Origin of the sequence: Kitasatospora sp. NPDC008050, assembly GCF_042957465.1 — a bacterium.
Lineage (GTDB): Bacteria > Actinomycetota > Actinomycetes > Streptomycetales > Streptomycetaceae > Kitasatospora.
Window position 1 is genome coordinate 163,984 of sequence record NZ_JBIBIJ010000002.1, and the last position, 19,835, is coordinate 183,818.

The 19,835-nt window shown below is 71.5% G+C and carries 22 protein-coding genes; 15 read left to right on the forward strand and 7 right to left on the reverse strand.

Features of this window, described 5'->3' with window-relative positions; all coding sequences use genetic code 11:
- The first annotated feature begins 64 nt into the window (after positions 1-64).
- The 6 genes from ACFZB9_RS04205 to ACFZB9_RS04230 all read left to right on the forward strand — a co-directional run bounded on the left by ACFZB9_RS04205 (position 65) and on the right by ACFZB9_RS04230 (position 6,010).
- Complete coding sequence (locus ACFZB9_RS04205; RefSeq protein WP_391444265.1) at positions 65-946, forward strand: menaquinone biosynthetic enzyme MqnA/MqnD family protein; 882 nt, start codon at positions 65-67, stop codon at positions 944-946.
- Between the two features lie 268 nt (positions 947-1,214).
- Positions 1,215-2,435, forward strand: a complete 1,221-nt coding sequence (gene mqnC / locus ACFZB9_RS04210; protein WP_391443462.1) for a cyclic dehypoxanthinyl futalosine synthase — start codon at positions 1,215-1,217, stop codon at positions 2,433-2,435.
- A 36-nt stretch (positions 2,436-2,471) separates the two neighbouring features.
- Complete coding sequence (locus ACFZB9_RS04215; RefSeq protein ID WP_391443463.1) at positions 2,472-3,065, forward strand: hypothetical protein; 594 nt, start codon at positions 2,472-2,474, stop codon at positions 3,063-3,065.
- A gap of 200 nt (positions 3,066-3,265) precedes the next feature.
- Positions 3,266-3,844, forward strand: a complete 579-nt coding sequence (locus tag ACFZB9_RS04220; RefSeq protein WP_391443464.1) for a hypothetical protein — start codon at positions 3,266-3,268, stop codon at positions 3,842-3,844.
- A 44-nt stretch (positions 3,845-3,888) separates the two neighbouring features.
- Positions 3,889-4,581, forward strand: a complete 693-nt coding sequence (locus ACFZB9_RS04225; RefSeq protein WP_391443465.1) for a demethylmenaquinone methyltransferase — start codon at positions 3,889-3,891, stop codon at positions 4,579-4,581.
- 145 nt (positions 4,582-4,726) lie between these two features.
- Complete coding sequence (locus tag ACFZB9_RS04230; RefSeq protein ID WP_391443466.1) at positions 4,727-6,010, forward strand: geranylgeranyl reductase family protein; 1,284 nt, start codon at positions 4,727-4,729, stop codon at positions 6,008-6,010.
- Between the two features lie 122 nt (positions 6,011-6,132).
- Here the strand turns inward: ACFZB9_RS04230 and ACFZB9_RS04235 are convergent, their stop codons facing one another.
- The gene (locus ACFZB9_RS04235; RefSeq protein ID WP_391443467.1) at positions 6,133-6,828 is read right to left on the reverse strand and encodes a peptidylprolyl isomerase; all 696 of its coding nucleotides are present in this window, start codon (positions 6,826-6,828) and stop codon (positions 6,133-6,135) included.
- Positions 6,829-7,167: 339 nt separating this feature from the next.
- Here ACFZB9_RS04235 and ACFZB9_RS04240 point away from each other — a divergent pair, with 339 nt between their 5' ends.
- From ACFZB9_RS04240 to ACFZB9_RS04255, 4 genes are read left to right on the forward strand one after another with little or no spacing between them, the layout of a single operon-like run.
- Positions 7,168-8,973 (forward strand): FAD/NAD(P)-binding protein, encoded by a 1,806-nt coding sequence (locus ACFZB9_RS04240; protein ID WP_391443468.1) that lies wholly within the window; start codon positions 7,168-7,170, stop codon positions 8,971-8,973.
- Positions 8,970-9,626, forward strand: coding sequence for a GNAT family N-acetyltransferase (locus ACFZB9_RS04245; RefSeq protein WP_391443469.1), 657 nt, complete (start codon positions 8,970-8,972; stop codon positions 9,624-9,626). Before ACFZB9_RS04240 ends, ACFZB9_RS04245 begins: the two co-directional genes overlap by 4 nt.
- Positions 9,626-10,825: an MFS transporter gene (locus ACFZB9_RS04250; RefSeq protein ID WP_391443470.1), complete on the forward strand. Its 1,200-nt coding sequence runs from the start codon at positions 9,626-9,628 to the stop codon at positions 10,823-10,825. Before ACFZB9_RS04245 ends, ACFZB9_RS04250 begins: the two co-directional genes overlap by 1 nt.
- Complete coding sequence (locus ACFZB9_RS04255; RefSeq protein WP_391443471.1) at positions 10,815-12,248, forward strand: lyase family protein; 1,434 nt, start codon at positions 10,815-10,817, stop codon at positions 12,246-12,248. The genes ACFZB9_RS04250 and ACFZB9_RS04255 overlap by 11 nt, the downstream gene beginning before the upstream one ends.
- Before the next feature lie 18 nt (positions 12,249-12,266).
- Here the strand turns inward: ACFZB9_RS04255 and ACFZB9_RS04260 are convergent, their stop codons facing one another.
- From ACFZB9_RS04260 to ACFZB9_RS04270, 3 genes are all read right to left on the reverse strand, one after another.
- Entirely contained in the window at positions 12,267-12,989 is a 723-nt protein-coding gene (locus ACFZB9_RS04260; protein WP_391443472.1) for a hypothetical protein, read from the reverse strand.
- A gap of 196 nt (positions 12,990-13,185) precedes the next feature.
- Positions 13,186-13,410: a hypothetical protein gene (locus ACFZB9_RS04265; RefSeq protein ID WP_391443473.1), complete on the reverse strand. Its 225-nt coding sequence runs from the start codon at positions 13,408-13,410 to the stop codon at positions 13,186-13,188.
- Positions 13,389-13,712: a hypothetical protein gene (locus ACFZB9_RS04270; protein ID WP_391443474.1), complete on the reverse strand. Its 324-nt coding sequence runs from the start codon at positions 13,710-13,712 to the stop codon at positions 13,389-13,391. Before ACFZB9_RS04270 ends, ACFZB9_RS04265 begins: the two co-directional genes overlap by 22 nt.
- A gap of 122 nt (positions 13,713-13,834) precedes the next feature.
- Here ACFZB9_RS04270 and ACFZB9_RS04275 point away from each other — a divergent pair, with 122 nt between their 5' ends.
- The 3 genes from ACFZB9_RS04275 to ACFZB9_RS04285 all read left to right on the forward strand — a co-directional run bounded on the left by ACFZB9_RS04275 (position 13,835) and on the right by ACFZB9_RS04285 (position 15,346).
- Positions 13,835-14,677 (forward strand): Scr1 family TA system antitoxin-like transcriptional regulator, encoded by an 843-nt coding sequence (locus ACFZB9_RS04275; RefSeq protein WP_391443475.1) that lies wholly within the window; start codon positions 13,835-13,837, stop codon positions 14,675-14,677.
- The gene (locus tag ACFZB9_RS04280) at positions 14,653-14,865 is read left to right on the forward strand and encodes a DUF397 domain-containing protein (protein ID WP_391443476.1); all 213 of its coding nucleotides are present in this window, start codon (positions 14,653-14,655) and stop codon (positions 14,863-14,865) included. The genes ACFZB9_RS04275 and ACFZB9_RS04280 overlap by 25 nt, the downstream gene beginning before the upstream one ends.
- A gap of 175 nt (positions 14,866-15,040) precedes the next feature.
- Positions 15,041-15,346: a cold-shock protein gene (locus ACFZB9_RS04285; protein WP_391444267.1), complete on the forward strand. Its 306-nt coding sequence runs from the start codon at positions 15,041-15,043 to the stop codon at positions 15,344-15,346.
- Positions 15,347-15,385: 39 nt separating this feature from the next.
- Here the strand turns inward: ACFZB9_RS04285 and ACFZB9_RS04290 are convergent, their stop codons facing one another.
- The 3 genes from ACFZB9_RS04290 to ACFZB9_RS04300 form a co-directional block, all read right to left on the reverse strand.
- Positions 15,386-16,237 (reverse strand): oxidoreductase, encoded by an 852-nt coding sequence (locus ACFZB9_RS04290; RefSeq protein ID WP_391443477.1) that lies wholly within the window; start codon positions 16,235-16,237, stop codon positions 15,386-15,388.
- A 131-nt stretch (positions 16,238-16,368) separates the two neighbouring features.
- Positions 16,369-17,259, reverse strand: a complete 891-nt coding sequence (locus tag ACFZB9_RS04295) for a helix-turn-helix transcriptional regulator (RefSeq protein ID WP_391443478.1) — start codon at positions 17,257-17,259, stop codon at positions 16,369-16,371.
- A gap of 213 nt (positions 17,260-17,472) precedes the next feature.
- A complete protein-coding gene (locus ACFZB9_RS04300; RefSeq protein ID WP_391443479.1) occupies positions 17,473-17,946 on the reverse strand; it encodes a hypothetical protein in 474 nt (157 codons plus the stop codon).
- A 148-nt stretch (positions 17,947-18,094) separates the two neighbouring features.
- Between ACFZB9_RS04300 and ACFZB9_RS04305 the strand changes: the two genes are divergently transcribed.
- Both ACFZB9_RS04305 and ACFZB9_RS04310 read left to right on the forward strand, forming a co-directional pair.
- Complete coding sequence (locus tag ACFZB9_RS04305; RefSeq protein WP_391443480.1) at positions 18,095-19,051, forward strand: DMT family transporter; 957 nt, start codon at positions 18,095-18,097, stop codon at positions 19,049-19,051.
- A 414-nt stretch (positions 19,052-19,465) separates the two neighbouring features.
- Positions 19,466-19,825 (forward strand): NADH-quinone oxidoreductase subunit A, encoded by a 360-nt coding sequence (locus tag ACFZB9_RS04310; RefSeq protein WP_014137597.1) that lies wholly within the window; start codon positions 19,466-19,468, stop codon positions 19,823-19,825.
- Positions 19,826-19,835 lie beyond the last annotated feature (10 nt).

Here is a 19,835-nt window from a genome sequence, read left to right on the forward strand (position 1 = left end):
GGCAAGGGAGTACACCGTGGCTGAGCTGGTGCAATCGGCGGTAGAAGCGGTAGCGGGTGCGAGCGTGACGGGCGACGGCGGTCCGGGCGGCGCGCCGCTCACCCGGCCCCGGGTCGGCCATATCCAGTTCCTCAACTGCGTACCCCTCTACTGGGGTCTGGCCCGCACCGGCAGCCTGCTCGACCTGGACCTCACCAAGGACACCCCGGAGAAGCTCAGCGACCTGCTGGTCAACGGCGCGCTGGACATCGGCCCGATCACCTGCGTCGAGTACCTGCGGCACGCGGACGAGCTGGTGCTGCTGCCGGAGATCGCCGTCGGCAGCGACGGTCCGGTGATGTCCTGCGTGATCGTCAGCAAGCGCCCGCTCGACGAGTTGGACGGCCGGCCGGTCGCGCTCGGCTCCACCAGCCGGACCTCGGTGCGGCTCGCCCAGCTGCTGCTGGCCGAACAGCAGGGCGTCCAGCCGGAGTACTTCAGCTGCCCGCCGGATCTCGACGCGATGCTGGCGCGGGCGGACGCCGCGGTGCTGATCGGCGACCCGGCGCTGCGGGCCACCCTGGAGGCGCGGCCGGACAGCGGCTACACCGTCCACGACCTCGGGGAGATGTGGAAGGAGTGGACCGGGCTGCCGTTCGTCTTCGCGGTCTGGGCGGCCCGGCGCGAGTTCGTCGAGCGCCGGCCCGAGCTGGTGGCGGCGGTGCACCGGGCCTTCCTGGACTCGCGTGACCTGTCGCTGGCCGAGGCCGACCAGGTGGCCGCCCAGGCGGCGCGCTGGGAGTCCTTCGACGCCACGGTGCTGGAGCGGTACTTCAGCCAGGCACTGGACTTCTCGCTCGGGGAGCGGCAGTTGGCCGGCATCGCGGAGTTCGCCCGCCGGGTGGCGCACGACAGCGGCTTCGAACCCGAGGTGAGGTTCCGGCTGCTGGAGCCGGTGGCCTCCTGACCTCCACGCCCGGAGCCCGGCACGGATCCGCTGCCGGGTCCGGGGCAGACCCGGCCCGCCACGACGGTGGACGCGGGGCCGGGTACCCAGCCGCGCCCGGCGCCCGGGTATCCCCCGGCGGGCCTCACCCGCGTCTCCTGACCCGGCGCCCGACCGCCGGTGGCACACCGACGGCACACCCACGGATGGCCAAAACGCCTGGCGTAGGCTGGTTCGGTCATGTCGCCGGGCCGGCCCGGCATCCGTGAGCAAGAAAGTAGGCCGCCAGGTGTCCGAGCCCGTAGCGACTCTCGACGCGTCCAGCACCGACCTGCAGGCCGTCCTCGACCGCGCGGCGGCCGGCGGTCGGATCTCGCCCGAGGAGGCGCTGGAGCTCTACCGCTCCGCGCCGCTGCACGCGCTCGGCGCGGCGGCCGACGCGGTGCGCCGGCGCCGGTACGCGGGCACCGAGCACATCGCGACCTACATCATCGAACGCAACATCAACTACACCAACGTCTGCGTGACGGCGTGCAAGTTCTGCGCGTTCTACGTGCCGCCGAAGAGCGACAAGGGCTGGTCGCGCGAGCTGGACGAGATCCTGCGCCGCTGCGCGGAGACCGTCGAGCTGGGCGGCACCCAGATCATGTTCCAGGGCGGCCACCACCCGGACTACGGCGTGGAGTACTACGAGCGCGCGTTCTCCGCGATCAAGGCGGACTTCCCGCAGCTGGTGATCCACTCGCTGGGCGCCTCCGAGGTCGAGCACATGGCGCGGATCTCGGGCGTCTCCATCGAGGAGGCGATCACCCGGATCCACGCGGCGGGCCTGGACTCCTTCGCCGGCGCCGGTGCCGAGCTGCTGCCGGAGCGCCCGCGCAAGGCGATCGCCCCGCTCAAGGAGTCGGGCGAGCGCTGGCTGGAGATCATGGAGACCGCGCACCGGCTGGGTGTCGAGTCCACCTCCACCATGCTGATGGGCACCGGCGAGACCAACGCCGAGCGGATCGAGCACCTGCGGATGATCCGTGAGGTGCAGGACCGCACCGGCGGCTTCCGGGCGTTCATCCCGTACACCTACCAGCCGCAGAACAACCACCTCAAGGGCTCGACCCAGGCGACCGTCTTCGAGTACCTGCGGATGATCGCGATCGCCCGGCTCTTCCTGGACAACATCGCGCACATCCAGGGCTCCTGGCTGACCACCGGCAAGGAGGCCGGCCAGCTGTCGCTGCACTACGGCGCGGACGACCTGGGCTCGGTGATGCTGGAGGAGAACGTGGTCTCGGCGGCCGGTGCCAAGCACCGCTCCAACCTGACCGAGCTGATCCACCTGATCCGCACCGCGGGCCGGGTCCCGGCGCAGCGCGCCACCACCTACGAGCACCTGCGGGTGCTGGACGACCCGGCCAACGACCCGGTCGACCCGCGGGTCGCCTCGCACATCGCTTCCACCGCGATCGAGGGCGGCACGGCGCACCCGGAGCTGAAGATCCTCTCCACCAACTGAGCCGGCCGACCGAGACTGCCGACCGAGACTGCCGACGTGCTCACCCTGCACCGGGCCGCGGTCCTGGCGCCCTGCGAGACCGCCCCGTCGATCGACGACGGGGCGGTGCTGGTGCGGGGCGACCGGATCGCCGCCCTGGGCCGCCACGCCGAACTGGCGGCCGCTCACCCCTCGGCCCGGCTGCGCGACTGGGGCGATGACGCGCTCCTCGCGCCGGGGCGGGCCCAGCCGGACGGCGCGCTGCTGCTGGAGCGGCGCTACCACCCCGACCCGCGCGAGGGCCTGGGCAGCGCGCCGCTCCCGCTGCCGCCCGGCGGCATCGAGGCGGCGCACTACGGCGGGCTGGGCGGCAGCGCCCGGCGCGGGCTGCAGTTGATGCTGCGGCACGGGACCACCGCGCTGGCCGGCCCGTTCGAGCGGCCCGAGGTGCGCACGGCGGTGAGCCGCTCGGGGCTGCTGGTGCTCGCCCCGTTCGAACCGTCGAGGCCGCTGGACACCCTCGCCTTCGAAGCGGTCCCGAACGGGGCGCTGACCGTCGGCGGACGAGCGGATTTCGCCATCTTCGGTCGCGGGACCGGGGAGTGCCTGGGTACGGTACTCGCCGGTAAGTTGCTCTACCGGGGGCGCTGAACCGCCGGTGGCCAGCGGGGAGAAGGGCCGTCCGCCGTCGAACTCACCGCCTGGGCAGTCGATCTGATTCCGGTTCGCCGTGACCTGAGGGCCGGTCAGCGGTTACGATCCCGGTCGGTCCTCCGCCCGTCCGGCCGTCCCCCGGTCGGCGCAGGACCTGCCTCACCACATGCCTCACGGGAAGCCAGGTCAGCCCAGCCATGCGATCCCCGTCCGTGCCCGCGATCAAGAGGATCGGCCGGGGCTGGTACCTCGCGGCGGTGCTCAGCGCCGTGCTGGCGCTCGGCATGTGCCTGCTGGGGTGGCACCAGACCGAACTGGCCGACAAGATCGGCGCCGACCCGGTGCAGGTCCAGGGCACGATCACCCAGCTCCCCGGCGGCAGCGCCACCTACAGCGGCGTCAAGTACCTGGCCGACGGCCAGCTGCGCACCGCCACCGATCTCGCGCTGCCCGACAACGTCAAGGTCGGCGACCCGATCTGCCTGGAGCACGCGGCCAAGGACGCGGGCGCGGTGCGGGCCTGCAACGAGCACTACCCGCAGCCGGCCGGTGTCCGGCTGGCGCAGATCAGCGTGCCGGTGGCGGTGCTCTTCTGCCTGCTCTGTGTGCTGCGGATCACCCGGCACCGCCGCTCCACCAGCGCCGAGAGCCGGGGCGCGCGGGTGGTGGCCACCGTGGCGCTGGCCACCGAGGCGCTGGCCGAGGGGATGCCCGCGATAACCCAGGGCAAGCGCTCGCGCCGCCGCCGCAAGGGCGGGCGCCGCGCGCTGCGCTGAGCCCCGCGGCCTGCCGTGCCGCGTCAGGGTGAACAATGGGTCCCGTGACCCGAGCCTCGCTGGACAAGCAGCCCCACGAAGTCGCCGCCATGTTCGACGACGTCGCCGCCAAGTACGACCTGACCAACGACGTCCTCTCGTTGGGCCAGGCCCGCGCCTGGCGCCGCGCGGTGGCCGAGGCGGTCGGCGCCGGCCCCGGCGACCTGGTGCTCGACCTCGGAGCCGGTACCGGCACCTCCTCGCTGCCGTTCGTGGCGGCCGGTGCCCAGGTCGTTCCGTGCGACTTCTCGATCGGCATGCTCACCGAGGGCAAGAAGCGCCACCCCGAGCTGGCGCTGACCGCCGGCGACGCGACCCGGCTGCCGTTCGCCGACGCCTCGTTCGACGCGGTGACCATCTCCTTCGCGCTGCGCAACGTGCACCGGACCGAGGCGGCGCTCGCCGAGCTGTACCGGGTCACCAAGCCCGGCGGCCGGGTGGTGATCTGCGAGTTCTCCACGCCCACCTGGACCCCGCTGCGCACCGTCTACACCGAGTACCTGATGCGCGCGCTGCCGCCGGTGGCCACCAAGGTGAGCAGCAACCCCGACGCGTACGTCTACCTCGCCGAGTCCATCCGCGCCTGGCCCGACCAGCCCGCGCTCGCCGCGCTGCTCCAGCAGGCGGGCTGGACCAAGGTGGCCTGGCGCAACCTCACCGGCGGCATCGTCGCGCTGCACCGGGGCACCAAGGCCTGAGACCGACCGGTACCCGGTCGGCCTCAGGCCCTGAGCCTGCCGGACCTGTCCGGACCTGTCCGGACCGGTCCGGGGCGCCGGGTCAAAGCGCCGTAGACTGCTCGGGACCGTCAGCCAGTCCCGTAGTGCCAGGAGAGTGCCCACCGTGACCGAGACCGCCGTCGAGAGCTCCGCTGACGTCATCGTGGTCGGAGCCGGCCCGGCGGGCGCGACCACCGCCTACTACCTGGCCCAGGCCGGCCTGGACGTCCTGCTGCTGGAGAAGACCGAGTTCCCGCGCGAGAAGGTCTGCGGCGACGGCCTGACCCCGCGTGCCACCAAGCAGTTGGTGGACATGGGCATCGACGTCTCCACCGCCAACGGCTGGCTGCACAACAAGGGCTTGCGGATCATCGGCGGCGGGGTCCGGCTCGAACTGGACTGGCCCGAGCTGTCCTCGTTCCCGGACTACGGACTGGTCCGCAAGCGGGCCGACTTCGACGAGCTGCTGGCCCGTCAGGCCGAGAAGGCCGGCGCCCGGCTCTACGAGCGCTGCAACGTCTCCGGTCCGGTGCTGGACGAGCGCACCGGCAAGATCGTGGGCGTGACCGCCAAGTTGGGCCAGGACAAGCGCGAGGTCGTCTTCCGGGCACCGCTGGTGGTGGCCGCCGACGGCAACTCCACCCGCCTCTCGCTGGCGATGGGCCTGCACCGCCGCGAGGACCGCCCGATGGGCGTCGCCTACCGGACGTACTTCACCTCCCCGCGCGGCTCGGACGACTACCTGGAGTCCTGGCTGGAGCTGTGGGACACCCGCGGTGGCGAGAAGAAGCTGCTGCCGGGCTACGGCTGGATCTTCGGCATGGGCGACGGCACCTCCAACGTGGGCCTGGGCATCCTGGACTCCTCGCCCGCCTTCGGCGAGCTGGACTGGCGCGAGGTGCTCAAGTCCTGGTGCGCCAGCATGCCGGCCGAGTGGGGCTACACCCCCGAGAACATGACCGACCCGATCCGCGGCGCCGCGCTGCCGATGGCCTTCAACCGCCAGCCGCACTACACCCGCGGCCTGCTGCTGGTCGGTGACGCCGGCGGCATGGTCAACCCGTTCAACGGCGAGGGCATCGCCTATGCGATGGAGTCGGGCCAGATCGCCGCGCGCACCATCGTGCAGGCCTTCGCCCGGGTGACGGACGGCGGGCGCGAGCGCGCGCTGCACGCCTACCCGGCCACCCTCAAGGAGGTCTACGGCGGCTACTACACGCTCGGCCGGGCCTTCGTGAAGCTGATCGGCAACCCGAAGGTGATGCAGCTGGCCACCCAGCGCGGGCTGACCCACCCGATGCTGATGCGCTTCACGCTGAAGCTGCTGGCGAACCTGACGGAGCCGCAGGGCGGGGACGCGATGGACCGGATCATCAACGGCCTGGCCAAGGTGGCGCCGAACGCCTGAGCGGCCCCACGGACCGAGCCCGCGCGACACCGGTGCCCCGCCTTTTCGGGCGGGGCACCGGTGCTTGTCCGTAGCGCCTGCTCCGGCCGCTCGGTCGGTGGCGTCCGGTCGGTGGCGTCCGGTCAGTGGTTGCTGATCTTCACGCCGTGGATGTTCACCGGCAGGGTCGGGAACCCGTCGCCGGCCCCGTTCTGGTCGTCCTCGCCGCCGGCGGCGATCTTCTGCAGCACGTCCAGCCCACCGGTCACCTGCCCGAACGGCGTGTAGGCCGGGGGCAGCTTGGTGTCCTTCCAGACGAAGAAGAACTGGCTGCCGTTGGTGTTCGGGCCCGCGTTGGCCATCGCCACGGTGCCCGCCGGGTAGGTGGCGCCGGTCAGGTTCTCGTCGTTGAAGGAGTAGCCGGGGCCGCCGCTGCCCGTCCCGGTCGGGTCGCCGCACTGCAGCACGAAGATGCCCTGGGTGGTGAGCCGGTGGCAGTGGGTGTCGTTGAAGTAGTGGTGCTCGGCCAGGAAGCGGAACGAGAAGGTGGTGCACGGGGCCGCCGCCGTGAGCGCCTGGAAGGTCACCGAGCCCTGGCTGGTGCGCACCGTGGCGTGGAACGGCTTCGCGGCCTTCGCGGCGTCGAAGACCGGGATGCCCTGGAACTTGTCGGCGGGCACGGCCTTCGTGTAGCCGCAGGTGGCGGGTGCCCCGGTGGGCGCGGGCGCGGCCTGGGCGGGCTTGGCGTCCGGCGAGACGGTGGCGGCCGAGGCGGCGCTGGTCGCGCAGAGCACCAGGGTGGCGGCTGCTGCTGCGGTGGCGAGGCGGGTGCGGGCCATGGAGGACCTCTCGGGTGAGGGATGACTGACCGGGTGTCATGTGCGCTGTCGTGCGAGGCGTCGTGCGAGGTGTCATGCGCACAACGTCATGCCCACCGGTCACACAAGTCATTCCGGATCGGCGGGGCGGTGTCGTCCCGGCAGGTCAACGCCAGGATGGACGGCCCTCCTGACCTGCCCTCATCTCCGCTGGCCAATGGCTGAACCCCAGTACATTCTTGGCCGGAAGTCAACTTCTCAATATCAGATCGTTATGACTAAGTTGAATATCAGCATTAAGGGGGATTTCCGGAATCATTGCGATTCCTTTACCTAGGGGTGGGTTTGACTTCGACACACGTGTCCGTAGCAATCGTGGGTGGGGGCCCGCGCGGGCTCAGCGTTCTGGAACGGATCTGCGGCCTGGCCCGGATTCCCTGGGACGGCCTGTCGGTCCACCTCATCGACCCGCACCAGCCCGGCGCCGGTACCCATTACCCGGATCAGCCGAACTATCTGCTCATGAACACCGTCGCCGGCCAGGTCACGATGTTCCGCACCGGCGACGCCGCCGCTGCCGGGCAGTCGATTTCCGGCCCGAGCCTGGCCGACTGGGCCGGTGTCCCCGAGGACACCTATCTGCCGCGCGCCGTCCTCGGCCGCTACCTCGGCCACTGCTACCGGCGGCTGCGCCGGCACGCACCCGACAAGGTCCGGATCCACGAGCACCGGGCGAGCGCCGAGACGCTGCGCGCGCTGCGGGACGGGTCCTGGGCGCTCCACCTGTCGGACGGCGCGATCGTCGCCGCCGACTTCGTCTTCCTCACCACCGGGCACGGCACGAACCACCCGACCGGCGCGGATCACCAGGTCCAGCAGTTCGTCGCCGACCACCGCCACGTCAACCCGCGGCTGCGCTACCTGCGCAACTGCTACCCGCTGCAGAAGCTGGAGACCATCGAGCCGGGCGCCCGGGTCGCGGTCCGCGGCATGGGGCTGTCGGCGATCGACACGGTCGCCAGCCTCACCGTCGGCCGCGGCGGGCGGTTCCTGCCGGGGGCCGACGGCGACCTGGTCTACCGCCCCAGCGGCGAGGAGCCGCAGCTGCACGTCTACTCGCGCAGTGGCCGGATATTCTCGCCCCGGGCGGTGAACCAGAAAACGCCGGCGGACGTGTACCGCCCCGCATTCCTGACCCCGGAGGAGCTGCGCACCCTGCAACTGCGGCACGGGCAGCTCGACTTCGAGGAGCACCTGCTGCCGCTGCTGCAGGCCGAGCTGCGCCGGGCCGCGGAAATGGCCGGCGGAATACCGGGCTCCGACGAAATCGAGTCGATTCTCCGCAGGCCTGAACCCGGCCGCCGAACCCTCGGCGAATACCAGGCCGAGCTCGTCGAGTTCCTGCGGACCGACGAGCGCCGCGCCGCCGAGGGCAACCTGCGCAACCCGGTCAAGGCCGCCACCGACGCGCTGCGCGACCTGCGCGACGTCCTGCGCTGGGCCGTCGAACACCGGGGGCTGACGGCCGAATCGCACCAGCGGTTCTGCCAGGTGTACGCCCCGATGCTGAACGCGGTGGCCGCGGGACCGCCCCCCTCCCGGTCACGGGAGTGGCGCGCGCTCTTCGATCGCGGCCTGCTGCACCTCGGGGCCGGGCCGGGCGCGGCGGTGCGGACCGATCCGGACACCGCCGAGTTCGTCATCGAGAGCGGCCTGCAGTCCACCCCGGCGACCCGCTGCGATGTGCTGGTCGGCGCCGGTGTCGACCCTTTCCTGCCCGAGCAGGACAGCTCGCCGCTGGTCCGCTCGCTGCTCGCCGGCGGGCACGCCCGCCCCTTCGTCAACGACGGGTTCCGGCCCGGCGGGCTCGACATCGACACCGCCGGACGGCTGATCTCCGCGGGCGGCGAGGTCGTGCCGAACCTCTGCGCGCTGGGCCATCTCACCGAGGGCGCGCACTACTTCACCAACATGCTGCCGGCCCCCGGGGTCGACTCCCGGATCACCGCCGACGCCGCCGCGGCCGTCCAGGCCATGACCGACCACCTGCTGGCGCCGCAGCAGCACCCCACCGCCACCGCGATGGCCCCCTCGTCCCTGAAGCCGTCCCTGAAGCCGTCTCTGCAGCCGTCCCTGAAGTCGTCCCTGAAGGAGCAGTCAGCATGACCAGCACCACCCAGCAGCGCGCCCGGTGGATCGACCCGTTCACCGTGCACGGCGACCACGTCACGCTGGTCCCGCTCGAAGAAGGGCACGAGGCCCAGCTGGTGGAGGCCGTGCAGGACGGCCGGGTGTGGGACACCTGGTTCGCCGCGGTGCCCTCCCCGGAGGGCATGGCGCGCGAGATCGAGTGGCGGCTCGGCCTCGCCGAGCAGGGCCGGATGGTGCCCTTCACGGTGCTCGACGCCACCGGGCGCATCGCGGGCATGACCGCCTACATGAACGCCGACCCGGACAACCGGCGGCTGGAGATCGGGCACACCTGGTACCGCGGCAGCGTGCAGCGCACCGCGCTGAACACCGAGGCGAAGCTGCTGCTGCTCCGGCACGCCTTCGAGGAGGCGGACTGCATCGCGGTCGGCTTCCGCACCGCCTACTTCAACATGCCGAGCCGACGGGCGATCGAACGGCTCGGGGCGAAGCTGGAGGGTGTCTGGCGCAATCACGTGATCCTGCCCGACGGGACGCTGCGGGACACCTGCTACTACAGCGTCCTCAACAGCGAATGGCCCGCCGTGAAGCGGCACCTGACCTGGAAGCTCGACCGCGCCGGGGCGCCGGCGGTGGCCGGGGCCGGGCCGGCCGGCGAGTCGGCGTAGTGTCGCTGCGGGCCAGGACGGCCGTCTTCCTGCTCGGCCTGTGCGCCCTGCTCAACATCTACTCCACCCAGCCGCTGCTGCCCGACCTCGCCCGGGACCTGCACGTCCCGCTCGGCCGCAGCACCTGGACGATCACCGCGACGACCCTCGGGGTCGCGCTGGTCGCCCCGTTCGCCGGGTCGGTCTCGGACTACCTGGGCCGCAAGCGGGTGATGGTGGCGGCGATCGCGGGAGCGTTCGCCGCCACCCTCGCCTGTGCGGTGGCCTGGAACTTCGCCGCGATGCTGGCGTTCCGCCTCGTCCAGGGCCTGCTCATCCCGTTCGTCTTCGCGGTGGCCGTCTCCTACCTCGCCGAGGAGTACACCGGGCCGGCGGCGCAGCGGGCCAACGCCCTCTACGTCTCCGGCACGGCGTTCGGCGGGTTCTGCGGGCGGTTCCTGTCCGGCGCGGCCACCGAGCGGTTCGGCTGGCGGGCCTCGTTCGTCGTGCTGGCGCTCGTGCTGCTGGTGACGCTGGCGGCCACCGCGGCCTGGCTGCCCCGGGAGCGGGCCTTCTGCCGCTCGGACTCGCTGCTGGCCAGCCTGCGCGGCATCGGCGGGCACTTCGGCAACGCCCGGCTGCTGGGCACCTGCCTGATCGGGGCCTCGATCCTCTTCCTCCAGGTCGGCGCGTTCACCTACGCCGGAATGCGGCTCAAGGCCCCGCCGTTCGGGCTGAGCACCTTCGAGATCGGCGCGGTCTTCGCGGTCTTCCTGGTCGCGGTGGTGGTCACCCCGCTCACCGGCCGGCTGATCGGCCGGATCGGGCGGCTGCGGACCTACCTCCTGGTCAGCCTGGTGTCGCTGGCCGGCCTCGGGCTGACCCTGATCCCGTCCACCCCGGCCGTGATCGTGGGCCTGGCGGCCTCGTCGACCGGCGTCTTCTCCGGCCAGGCCTGCGCCATCGGCTACGCCGCCGAGGCCGGCGGAGCCGCCCGGTCGAGTGCGGTCGGGCTCTATCTCACCTGCTACTACGCCGGCGGCAGCATCGGCGCCGTCGCACCGTCACCCCTGTACACCGCCGCCGGGTGGAGCGCGTGCGCCGCCCTGCTGGCGGTGGTGGTCGGCGTCAGCGTCCTGGTGGCGCTCGCCGCCTGGCGGCCGGCCCCGGTCGGGCAGCCCCGTCGTCATCTTCTTGAGGAGCCTCTGTATGACCGATGATCTGAAGACCCGGGACACCTTCTACTGGCTCTGCGAGCTGGACAAGGCCTCCACCGTCATGACCGTGGAGGAGGGCATCGCACCGCGCGAGGTGGGCGCCCGCACGGCCGCCGCGATCGTCAAGGTGCTCGCAGACGCCGAGGCGCCCGGCGCCGAACGGCCCACCGACTACCTGCAGGTGGAGCCGCTGGTCCGCCGGCTGGTGGGGCCGGACAGCTCCCGGATCCACTCGGGCCGCAGCCGGCAGGACATGCTGCCCACCGTCTACCGGCTGCTGCTGCGCGACCGCCTGGTGCTGGTGCACCGCGCGCTCGGCGAGCTGCGCGCGGGCCTGCTCGCCCGTGCCGAGCAGTACGGCACGGCGATCGTGCCCGCCTACACCAACGGCGTCCAGGCCCAGCCGACCACCTTCGGGCACCTGTTGCTCGGCTACGAGGCGACTCTGCGGCGCTCGGCCGACCGGCTGGCCGCCGCGTACCCGCGCCTCAACGCCTGCCCGCTGGGCGCCGCCGCGCTGGCCACCTCCAGCTTCCCGGTCGACCGGGAGCGGCTGGCCGAACTGCTCGGCTTCGACGAGCCGGTGTCGAACTCCTTCGACGCGGCCCAGCTCTCGCCGATCGACGTCGGCTTCGAGGTGGCGTCGGCCGCGATGGCGATGGCGCTGTCGATCGGCACCTTCATCCAGGACGTGCACGCCCAGTACCACCACGCGCGGCCGTGGATCACCCTGGACAACACCGACCTGCTCAGCCCGAGCACCCTGATGCCGCAGAAGCGCAACCCCGTCGCGCTCAACCGCGCCCGGCTGCTGGCCAGCGAGGTGATCGGCGACGGGGTGTCCACCGCGCTCGCCGCCCACAACGTCTGCTCCGGGCTGACCGACTACAAGCGGGCCGAGGCGCAGCGCACCCTGGACCGCACCCTCGCGCTGCTCGCGGAGGTCAACGCGATCGTCGCCGGGCTGCGGCTGGACGAGCAGGCCGGGCTGGCGGAGGTGCGCTCCGACTACTCGACCACCTCGGAGCTGGCGAACGTGCTGCAGCGCGACGCCGACGTCCCGTTCCACGTCGGCCACCGGTTCGCCTCCGCGCTGGTCACCTACGGGCGCGGCGCCCAACTGACCGTGGAGCGGCTCGACTTCGCCGAGGCGCTGCGGCTCTACCGCGAGATCGCGGGGGAGTTCAGCGGAGTGAGTGCGGAACTCCCGATGACGGAGGAGGAGTTCCGCGCCGCGCTGGACCCGGTCAGCATGGTCGCCTCCTACCGGGGGCTCGGCGGGCCGCAGCCGGCCGAGTTCCAGCGGATGCTCGCGGCGGCCCAGGAGGCGTTGCGGGTCGACACCGGGTGGCTCGACGCGGTGGCCGGGCGGCTCGGCGCGGCGAAGGACGCGATGGAGGCGAGCTTCGCCGCGTTGGCGGGGTGATCAGCGGGTGAGGGCCCCTCAGGGGTGGTAGAGCTCGGTGATGGTGGTGATCTGGCCCGCGCCGTTGACGGTAACGTCGTAGTTGTTGCCGTAGCAGAGGTGCGGGCCGTCCGCGCCGGGGTTCTGGACGCACTGGTTGATGTGCGTCAGCAGGTCGGTGATCGAGACGGCCGTGCTGGGGTCCGTCGAGATGTAGCGCCCCAGCAGCGTGGCCTTGGCGTCCGGGGCGAAGGTGTAGCCGGTGTTCGGCGCGACGGCCTGGTAGTAGCCGTCGTTGGGGACGTCCGGGCCGCAGACGAACTTCGTCGCGTTCGCGCCGATCCGGTTCGGGTCGCCCCAGGCCACGGTGGCGTTGATGACCTTGTGGCCGGGGTGGTTCGCGGCGGCCGTGCAGTCGGAGCCGGGGGTGGGGGCGGCGGCGGTGGGCTTGGCCGTCGTCGGCTTCGCACTGGGCTTCGCGCTGGGCTGCGAGGTGGGCAGCCCGATGGGGGTGGTCTTCGGGGTCGGGGTCGCGGCCGGGTTCGAGGCCGGGGCACCGGTGACCGGGGCGCTGCTCGGGGCGGTGCTCGGGGCGGTGGTCGCAGGGGCGGTGGCGCTCGCGCTCGGGTTCGCCGTCGCGCTCGGGCCGGTGCTCTTGGCCGGGCCGGCGGCGGTCGTCTCGTCGGGGCCGCAGGCGCTGAGCGACAGGGTCAGCGCGGCGGCGAGCAGCGTGGTGGTGGCGAAGATCCGGCGGTTGCGCATGGTGAGTGTCCCCCTGGGTCGATGTGACGGCCCCTGCGGCCGCTCTCACTCAGGTACACGTGCCGGACCTTTGCCCAGGTCACGCGTGTTGCACGCCTGTGACGATCGTGGGTAACCCGTGACGAAAGCCGTGCGGGGGAGTGGAAGGGGGAGCGGAAGCCGGGCCGGCCGACTTCCGCTGCTATCCGGCCGGTGGTCACTCCTCGTCGTCCGCGGGGCGGATGGCCTCGGCGAGTTGGCGCACCTCGGTGGGGTGGAGCGGGCGGAGCTGGATGAGGACGGTGCCGTCGGGAGTGACGTACCAGCCGGCCGAAAGATCGTCCAGGTCGACGTCCGCGTCGTCCAGGGCGTCGGCCAACTCGTCCATGGCCGCCTTGGCCTGGCGACGGGAGGGCAGGCTCACGAGGGACGGACGAGCCATTTGACGTCCACCTCCCACTCGGGGCCGCCGCGTTCGGGGCGCAGGTAGACGAGGTCCCGCTGGCGGTCCATGAACGCGCCCGGGCGCTGGTTGAGCGTGTCGAACACCAACTCGCCGCGCCGGGTGGGGGAGTGGGGGTGCTCGGGGGGCTTGACGCGGCCGTCGTCGCGGACGACGGGGTAGCTGGGGGCGAGCCGGAGCATCGCCTCCGGGCGCCCGCCGCAGTCGGCCGGGCACTGGCACTCGGGGAGGCCGCGGTCGACGAGCGGGGGTGGGGGAGAGTAGATCTGATGATTTGTCATAACTGACTTTCAGTGCGCTCAGTGGGGAGAATCTCACGATCCGTGGAATAAGCGTCGCGCTCCGGAGTTAGCATCGCCAGGGGGGAAGCCTTCAAATCGGCTTGGTGTGAACGGGAGTGGCTATGCCTGCGCCGAAAGAACTCGATCCCACGGCATCCGTGGCCGCCTATCTCGGGGCCCAGATCCGCAAGAGACGCGAGGCGAGGGGGCTGACCCAGAAGCAGCTGGGGCAGCTCGTCTTCGTCTCGCACAACCGGATCGCCCAGATCGAGCTGGCGACCGACCCGCCGGGCTGGGAGATGATCAAGCTGCTGGATGCGGCGCTGGACGCGAACGGCGAGCTGATCGACCTGTGGCGCCACATCGGCGTCGCGCGGGTGGACGACTACGCGAGGATCTTCCTGCTGCGGCAGGGGCAGGCCAGGGTCATCCAGAGCTACGGTCCTGCGATCCCGGGCCTGGCGCAGACCGAAGGCTACGCGCGGGCGATCTTCAGCGCTGGGACGGTCCTGTCTGATGGCAGCGTCGAGGAGAAGGTCCCGATCCGCCTTGCCCGACAGGTGATCCTCGATGGGGATGATCCGCCCTGGTGCCGGTTCACGCTTGACGAGTCGGCCCTCTATCGCAATATCGGAGGCCGTCATGTGATGGGCGGGCAACTGGCCCACCTGCTGGACCTGAACGCGCGTCCCCGGATCGATGTGCAGGTGATCCCGTTCGGAGCGCTTGACCCCAACGTCGTAGTCGGATCGTTGTGCTTGCTCACCATGCCGGACGGCTCCCGGGCGGCCTACACCGAGGGGCTTCAGACCGGCCGATTCTTCGAGGAACCGGAGAAGGTTGCCCGCTTTACCGTCCTCTACGATCGGATTCAGGCCGCAGCGCTCGATCCCGAGATGTCGGCGGCCTTCATCCGGAACGTGATGGAGGAGCGGTATCTATGGGAACTCCCGCCCTTGACCTGAGCGCCGCTGCCTGGCGCAAGTCCAGCCACAGCGGCAGCACGCAGAACGACTGCATCGAGGTCGCGGACGGGTTCCCCGGTGTCCTCCCCGTCCGTGACTCGAAGGACCCCTCCGGTCCGGCCCTCGTCTTCCCCGCCGCCTCGTTCGCCGCGTTCCTCGCAGGTGTCAAGCGCGGCGAACTGGCATAGGAGGGGAACGATGGGGTTCTGGCCGTCCAAAGCCGACAAGCACGATGCCGTCGAGCCCGCCCCCCTCTCGGCGGCGGACGTCGAGCGCCTTCGGCAGGAGATCGCCGCACTGGGCGAGCTCGCCGCGGAGTTCACGCGCCGCGCCGCCGTGCTGCAGAGCCTTCTGCTGCCGCGTATGCCCGTCGCCGCCGCGCCGCAGGATCGGGTCCCCCCAGGTCTGCACCGGAGCACCGGCATCGTGAAGTGGTTCAACCCCGAGAAGGGCTTCGGCTTCATCACGCCGGATGAGCCGGGCCCCGATCTCTTCGCCCACTACTCCGAGATCGAGGCCACCGGCTTCCGCGAGCTGATCGACGGTCAGCGCGTCGAGTTCGAGACCTCCAAGGGACCGAAGGGCCCTCAGGCCGACCGCATCCGCCCCGTGGTCGACCGACCCGGGCCCGCGTCAAACACAGCGGACTTGCACGACGGGGACCGATGACGGACGAGGCGCCGACCATCTTCGGTGAAGTGTCCGGCGTCAGGCGACCGTTACCCCGCCTTCGGCGGAGTCGGTGGAGCGGCTGAGGTCTTCCCAGGCGTCGAAGTCGTCCTGGACGCGTCGGCGCCCGGCGCTGACCAGGCGGAGCGCGTCCGAGCCGAGCAGGAGGTGCACGGGAGGCTTCTCCACGTCCAGGAGGGTGAGGATGGCCTCGCCCGCGCGGTCGGGGTCACCGATGCCCTGACCCGCGAGGGCCTGGCGGCGGGTGCGGATCGGGTCGAACAGTGCGTCGTAGTCGGGGATGCTGCGTGGTGCGCGGACCAGTGACCTGCCGGCCCAGTCGGTCTTGAACGCGCCGGGGGCTACGGCGGTGACCCGCACGCCGAACTGGGTGACCTCCTGGGCGAGGGTGCCGGTGATGCCTTCCAGGGCGTGCTTGGTGCCTTCGTAGAAGGCCAGTCCGGGGAAGGTGGTGTGTCCGCCCATCGATGTGATGACGAAGATGTGGCCGGTGCGCCGTTCCCGCATGCCGGGCAGGACCGCTTTCACGGTCGCCACCGTGCCGAAGACGTTGACCTCGAACTGGCGGCGCAGATCGGCCATCGACGACTCCTCGAAGGTGCCTTCGAGCCCGTAGCCGGCGTTGGCCACGAGCACCTCGATCGGGCCCAGTTCCGCTTCGGCGGCCCGCACCGTGGGGTCGATCCGGTCCGCATCGGACAGGTCGAGGATGAAGGCCCGGGCGCGGTCGGGGTCCAGGGCGCGGAAGGCGGCCGCGTGCTGTTCGGTGCGCACGGTGCCCGCGACCCGGTGTCCGGCGGCCAGGGCTCGTCGGGCGATGGCCAGGCCGAGGCCGGTGCTGACGCCGGTGATCAGGAATGTCTTGCTCACTGGGGGAATCCTTTCGGGGATGGGTGTCAGGCCGCGGGGCGTGCGTGGGCACGGCGGCATCGACCCCGCGGGTACGGCGGGGTCGTGGCTGGGTGGTGTCGGTGCCGGTTCGCCCGGTTCGGGCGAACCGGTCAGGACTCGGCGGCGGCGGCCCGGGGCGTCGGGGTGGCGGGTGCGGTGGCGGGTGCGGTGCCCCAGCTGGCCAGCAGTCGCAGGCGCTCCTGGGACGGCGAGCCGGACGGCGCGCTGTAGACGACGAGCGATTGGCCCGGGTCGGCGACCGAGGTGAAGATCTCGTACTGCAGTTCCAGGTCACCGGCGACGGGGTGGTGGAGGCGCTTGAGGCCGGTGCTGCGTTCCTGGACGCGGTGTTCCGACCACCACGCCGGGAACTCGGGTGAGCGCATCATCAGCTCACCGATCAGGGTGGCGATGCGCTGGTTCCGCGGCTGGGCGGCGGAGGCCAGCCGCAAACCGTGCACGTAGTCGCGGGCGACGCGTTCCCAGTCGCACCACACCAGGCGAGCCCGCGGATCCAGCAGCGTCCAGCGCGCCATGCTGCGTTCCCGGCGCGGCAGCTCGGCCACATCGGGAAACAGCAGCGCCCACATCGTGTTCCCGCCGACGACGGTGAGGTTGCGGTCGCTGACGAAGGCAGGAGCAAGATCCATCGACTCCAACACCTGTCGCAGCGCCGGTCGTAGCGGTGACGCCTGCTCGGCCCGGTCCTGGTGCCCGGCTGCGGTGCCCGCGAGGGTGAACAGGTGCCGCCGCTCGATGTCATCGAACCGCAGCGCCTCGCAGAGGGCATGCAGGACCTGTTCGGACGGCTGCCGGGCGCGGCCCTGCTCCAGCCGGGTGTAGTACTCGGCGCTCACCCCGGCCAGCTGCGCGACCTCACCGCGTCGCAGACCGGCGACCCGGCGACCGGCTGCGCCGAACTCGGCCGGCAGACCGATCTCATCCGGCGTGAGTCCGGCACGGCGGGCCCGCAGGAAGTCGCCCAAGTCGTTGTTGCCCATGCCCTGAGTCTGCTCGTCACCCAGTCGATCACCAAGGGCGTAGCTGGCCCTGCCAGTACTACGCACCGTGGGCGCCCACGGCGCCGGCGGGGCTGCACGGGTGGGCGCGGCTGGACGACCACGGGCCGGTGCCCGACCCCGAGCACCTGGTGCGGGGCGGCTTCCCGGTGAAGCGGTAGTGCGGCGGCGGGGCCCGGTCGCCGCGTTTCGGGCTCACTCCGCCGCCTCGGGACGTGGCACCGAACCGAGGTCACCATCCGGCTCGCGGGTGACCAGCGCGAGCAGGGCGGGGTCGGCGTAGACCTCTGCGCTGTGCTGCCACTGAGTGAGCAGCAGCGCTATCGGGGCGAGGTTGTCGAGGGCCACCGCGCCGCGGGCCGTGTCCACCAGCTCCAGGAGCAGCGTGTCGACGTCCTCGGCGGGCAGGAACGTGCACCACGGAAGGGCCTCGGGCACGGCCTGGCGGAGGGCGTCGATGTTCCCGGTCCGCACCAGGCCGGCCAGAAGCCGGGACGTGAAGTCGACGACGGAGGCGTCCTGTTCCAACTGGTCGATGCGCATCAACGCGAGATCCCCGGCGTCGCGTCGGCGCAGCCGAAGGGCGCGGACGGCGTCCAGACGACGCGTGGTCGCGGCAGGGTGGTGCAGCAGCTCGCTGAACGGCACGTCCTCGTAGGCCACAGTCATGTCATCCACAGTAGCTCGGATGTCGGGCGAGGTGGCTGCTGTCACCCTGCCCGGATTCGGATCAATCCCGTTGATCATCTGATCGGCCATGCGCGACGATGATCGATCCACGCACCAGCCACCGCCCACCCCCACGGACGGATCCCGCATGCGAAGCCCTTCACAAGCCGCCACGCGCTCGCCGTTCGCCGATCTGCCGCTGCTCGCGGTGGCGGTGGTGTGGGGGTCGAGCTTCCTCGCGGTGAAGCACCTGGCCTCGGCCACCACGGTGGTGCCGATGCTGGTGCTGCGGTTCGGCGTGGTGCTGCCGCTGCTGGTGGGGTTCGCCTGGCGGGGGCTGCGCGGCCTGGGGGCCGCGCAGTGGCGGGGTGGGGCGGTGCTCGGGGGGATCCTGGGCGGCATCTTCCTGCTGGAGAGCTACGGGGTGGTGCACACCTCGGCGACCAATGCCGGGCTGATCATCAGCCTGACGATGATCCTCACGCCGCTCGCCGAGAGCGTGGTGACCCGCACCGCGATCCCGCGCGCCTTCGTCGGGGCGGCGGCGCTCTCGCTGCTCGGGGTCGGGCTGCTGACCGAGGGCTCGGGCTTGCGCGCGCCCTCGCTCGGCGACCTGCTGGTGCTGGGCGCGGCCGTGCTGCGGACGGTGCACGTGCTGGCGATGTCGCGCAGCCGGGCGCTGCGCGGGGTCGACTCGCTGGCCCTCACCTGGGTGCAACTGGCGGCGGCGACGCTGGTGTTCGTGCTCGCGAGCCCGTTCGGCGGGCCGGCGCCGTGGCGGGTGGCGGCGGGCTGGGGGCCGGGCCAGTGGGCGCTGCTGCTCTATCTCGCGCTGTTCTGCACGCTGTTCGCGTTCTTCGTCCAGATGTGGGCGGTGCGCGCCACCTCGCCGTCCCGGGTGAGCCTGCTGCTGGGCACCGAGCCGCTCTGGGCCGCCGTCTTCGGCATCGCCCTCGGCGGCGACCGCCTCAGCGCGCTCGCCCTCGTCGGCGGCGTGCTCGTCCTGCTCGGCACCGAGGCCGGCCGCCGCGCCGTCCTCCCGAGCCAGGCCGCCGCCCCCGCGGCCGAGGCGGACCTCCCGGAACCCGAGCCGGCCCGCTTGTGAACCGAGGGTCAAGCCTCCGCCATCGCCCTGTCACCCGGTCGAGTGGCCGCCTTATCACGTCAATCTGAGTCTCAGAAATTTGCGTTGATCGGCGCATAGTTGATATAGGAAAGCGGCTTTGACCAGCCACTCTGCCGATAAATGTGACTGTTTGCGACCATCTGAGTTCTTTGCGTTCATATCGTGCGACCTGACGTCATGGCTACCGGTCTGCGAGGTGGTGTAGATCACAAAGATCCCCGCTGACTGCGTGTCGCAGATCACAAGCGGACGGGCATAGGATGCGCTCGATCCGGGCTTTGTGAACTGCCTCACATGGGGTGGATCTCGGGAACTGGATCACCGGATCACCGCAGTGTGACCCGGCAGTTCCGATCTGCAGTCAAGGACGACTGGACGGAGGGAGCGAGGCAGATGAATGCCTACGCGCCGATCCTCGTACTCGGTGCCATCGCGGCGGCGTTCGCGGTCGGCTCCGTCGTGATGGCCTCGCTGACCGGCCCCAAGCGCTACAACCGGGCCAAGTTGGAAGCCTACGAGTGCGGCATCGAACCGACCCCGCAGCCGGTGGGCGGCGGTCGGTTCCCGATCAAGTACTACCTGACGGCGATGCTCTTCATCGTCTTCGACATCGAGATCGTCTTCCTCTACCCGTGGGCGGTCAGCTTCGACGCCCTGGGGATCTTCGGGCTGGTCGAGATGCTCCTGTTCATCGCCACGGTCTTCGTCGCCTACGCCTACGTCTGGCGGCGCGGCGGCCTGGAGTGGGACTAGCCGGCCGAGG

Excerpts from the sequence above, each read along its gene's own strand:
- ACFZB9_RS04220 (WP_391443464.1), top strand. The coding sequence starts at position 3,266 with ATGCGATCCCCGTCCGTGCCCGCGATCAAGAGGATCGGCCGGGGCTGG.
- ACFZB9_RS04235 (WP_391443467.1), bottom strand. The coding sequence starts at position 6,828 with ATGGCCCGCACCCGCCTCGCCACCGCAGCAGCAGCCGCCACCCTGGTG.
- ACFZB9_RS04245 (WP_391443469.1), top strand. The coding sequence starts at position 8,970 with ATGACCAGCACCACCCAGCAGCGCGCCCGGTGGATCGACCCGTTCACC.
- ACFZB9_RS04255 (WP_391443471.1), top strand. The coding sequence starts at position 10,815 with ATGACCGATGATCTGAAGACCCGGGACACCTTCTACTGGCTCTGCGAG.
- ACFZB9_RS04260 (WP_391443472.1), bottom strand. The coding sequence starts at position 12,989 with ATGCGCAACCGCCGGATCTTCGCCACCACCACGCTGCTCGCCGCCGCG.
- ACFZB9_RS04265 (WP_391443473.1), bottom strand. The coding sequence starts at position 13,410 with ATGGCTCGTCCGTCCCTCGTGAGCCTGCCCTCCCGTCGCCAGGCCAAG.
- ACFZB9_RS04270 (WP_391443474.1), bottom strand. The coding sequence starts at position 13,712 with ATGACAAATCATCAGATCTACTCTCCCCCACCCCCGCTCGTCGACCGC.
- ACFZB9_RS04275 (WP_391443475.1), top strand. The coding sequence starts at position 13,835 with ATGCCTGCGCCGAAAGAACTCGATCCCACGGCATCCGTGGCCGCCTAT.
- ACFZB9_RS04280 (WP_391443476.1), top strand. The coding sequence starts at position 14,653 with ATGGGAACTCCCGCCCTTGACCTGAGCGCCGCTGCCTGGCGCAAGTCC.
- ACFZB9_RS04285 (WP_391444267.1), top strand. The coding sequence starts at position 15,041 with ATGCCCGTCGCCGCCGCGCCGCAGGATCGGGTCCCCCCAGGTCTGCAC.
- ACFZB9_RS04295 (WP_391443478.1), bottom strand. The coding sequence starts at position 17,259 with ATGGGCAACAACGACTTGGGCGACTTCCTGCGGGCCCGCCGTGCCGGA.
- ACFZB9_RS04300 (WP_391443479.1), bottom strand. The coding sequence starts at position 17,946 with ATGACTGTGGCCTACGAGGACGTGCCGTTCAGCGAGCTGCTGCACCAC.
- ACFZB9_RS04305 (WP_391443480.1), top strand. The coding sequence starts at position 18,095 with ATGCGAAGCCCTTCACAAGCCGCCACGCGCTCGCCGTTCGCCGATCTG.
- ACFZB9_RS04310 (WP_014137597.1), top strand. The coding sequence starts at position 19,466 with ATGAATGCCTACGCGCCGATCCTCGTACTCGGTGCCATCGCGGCGGCG.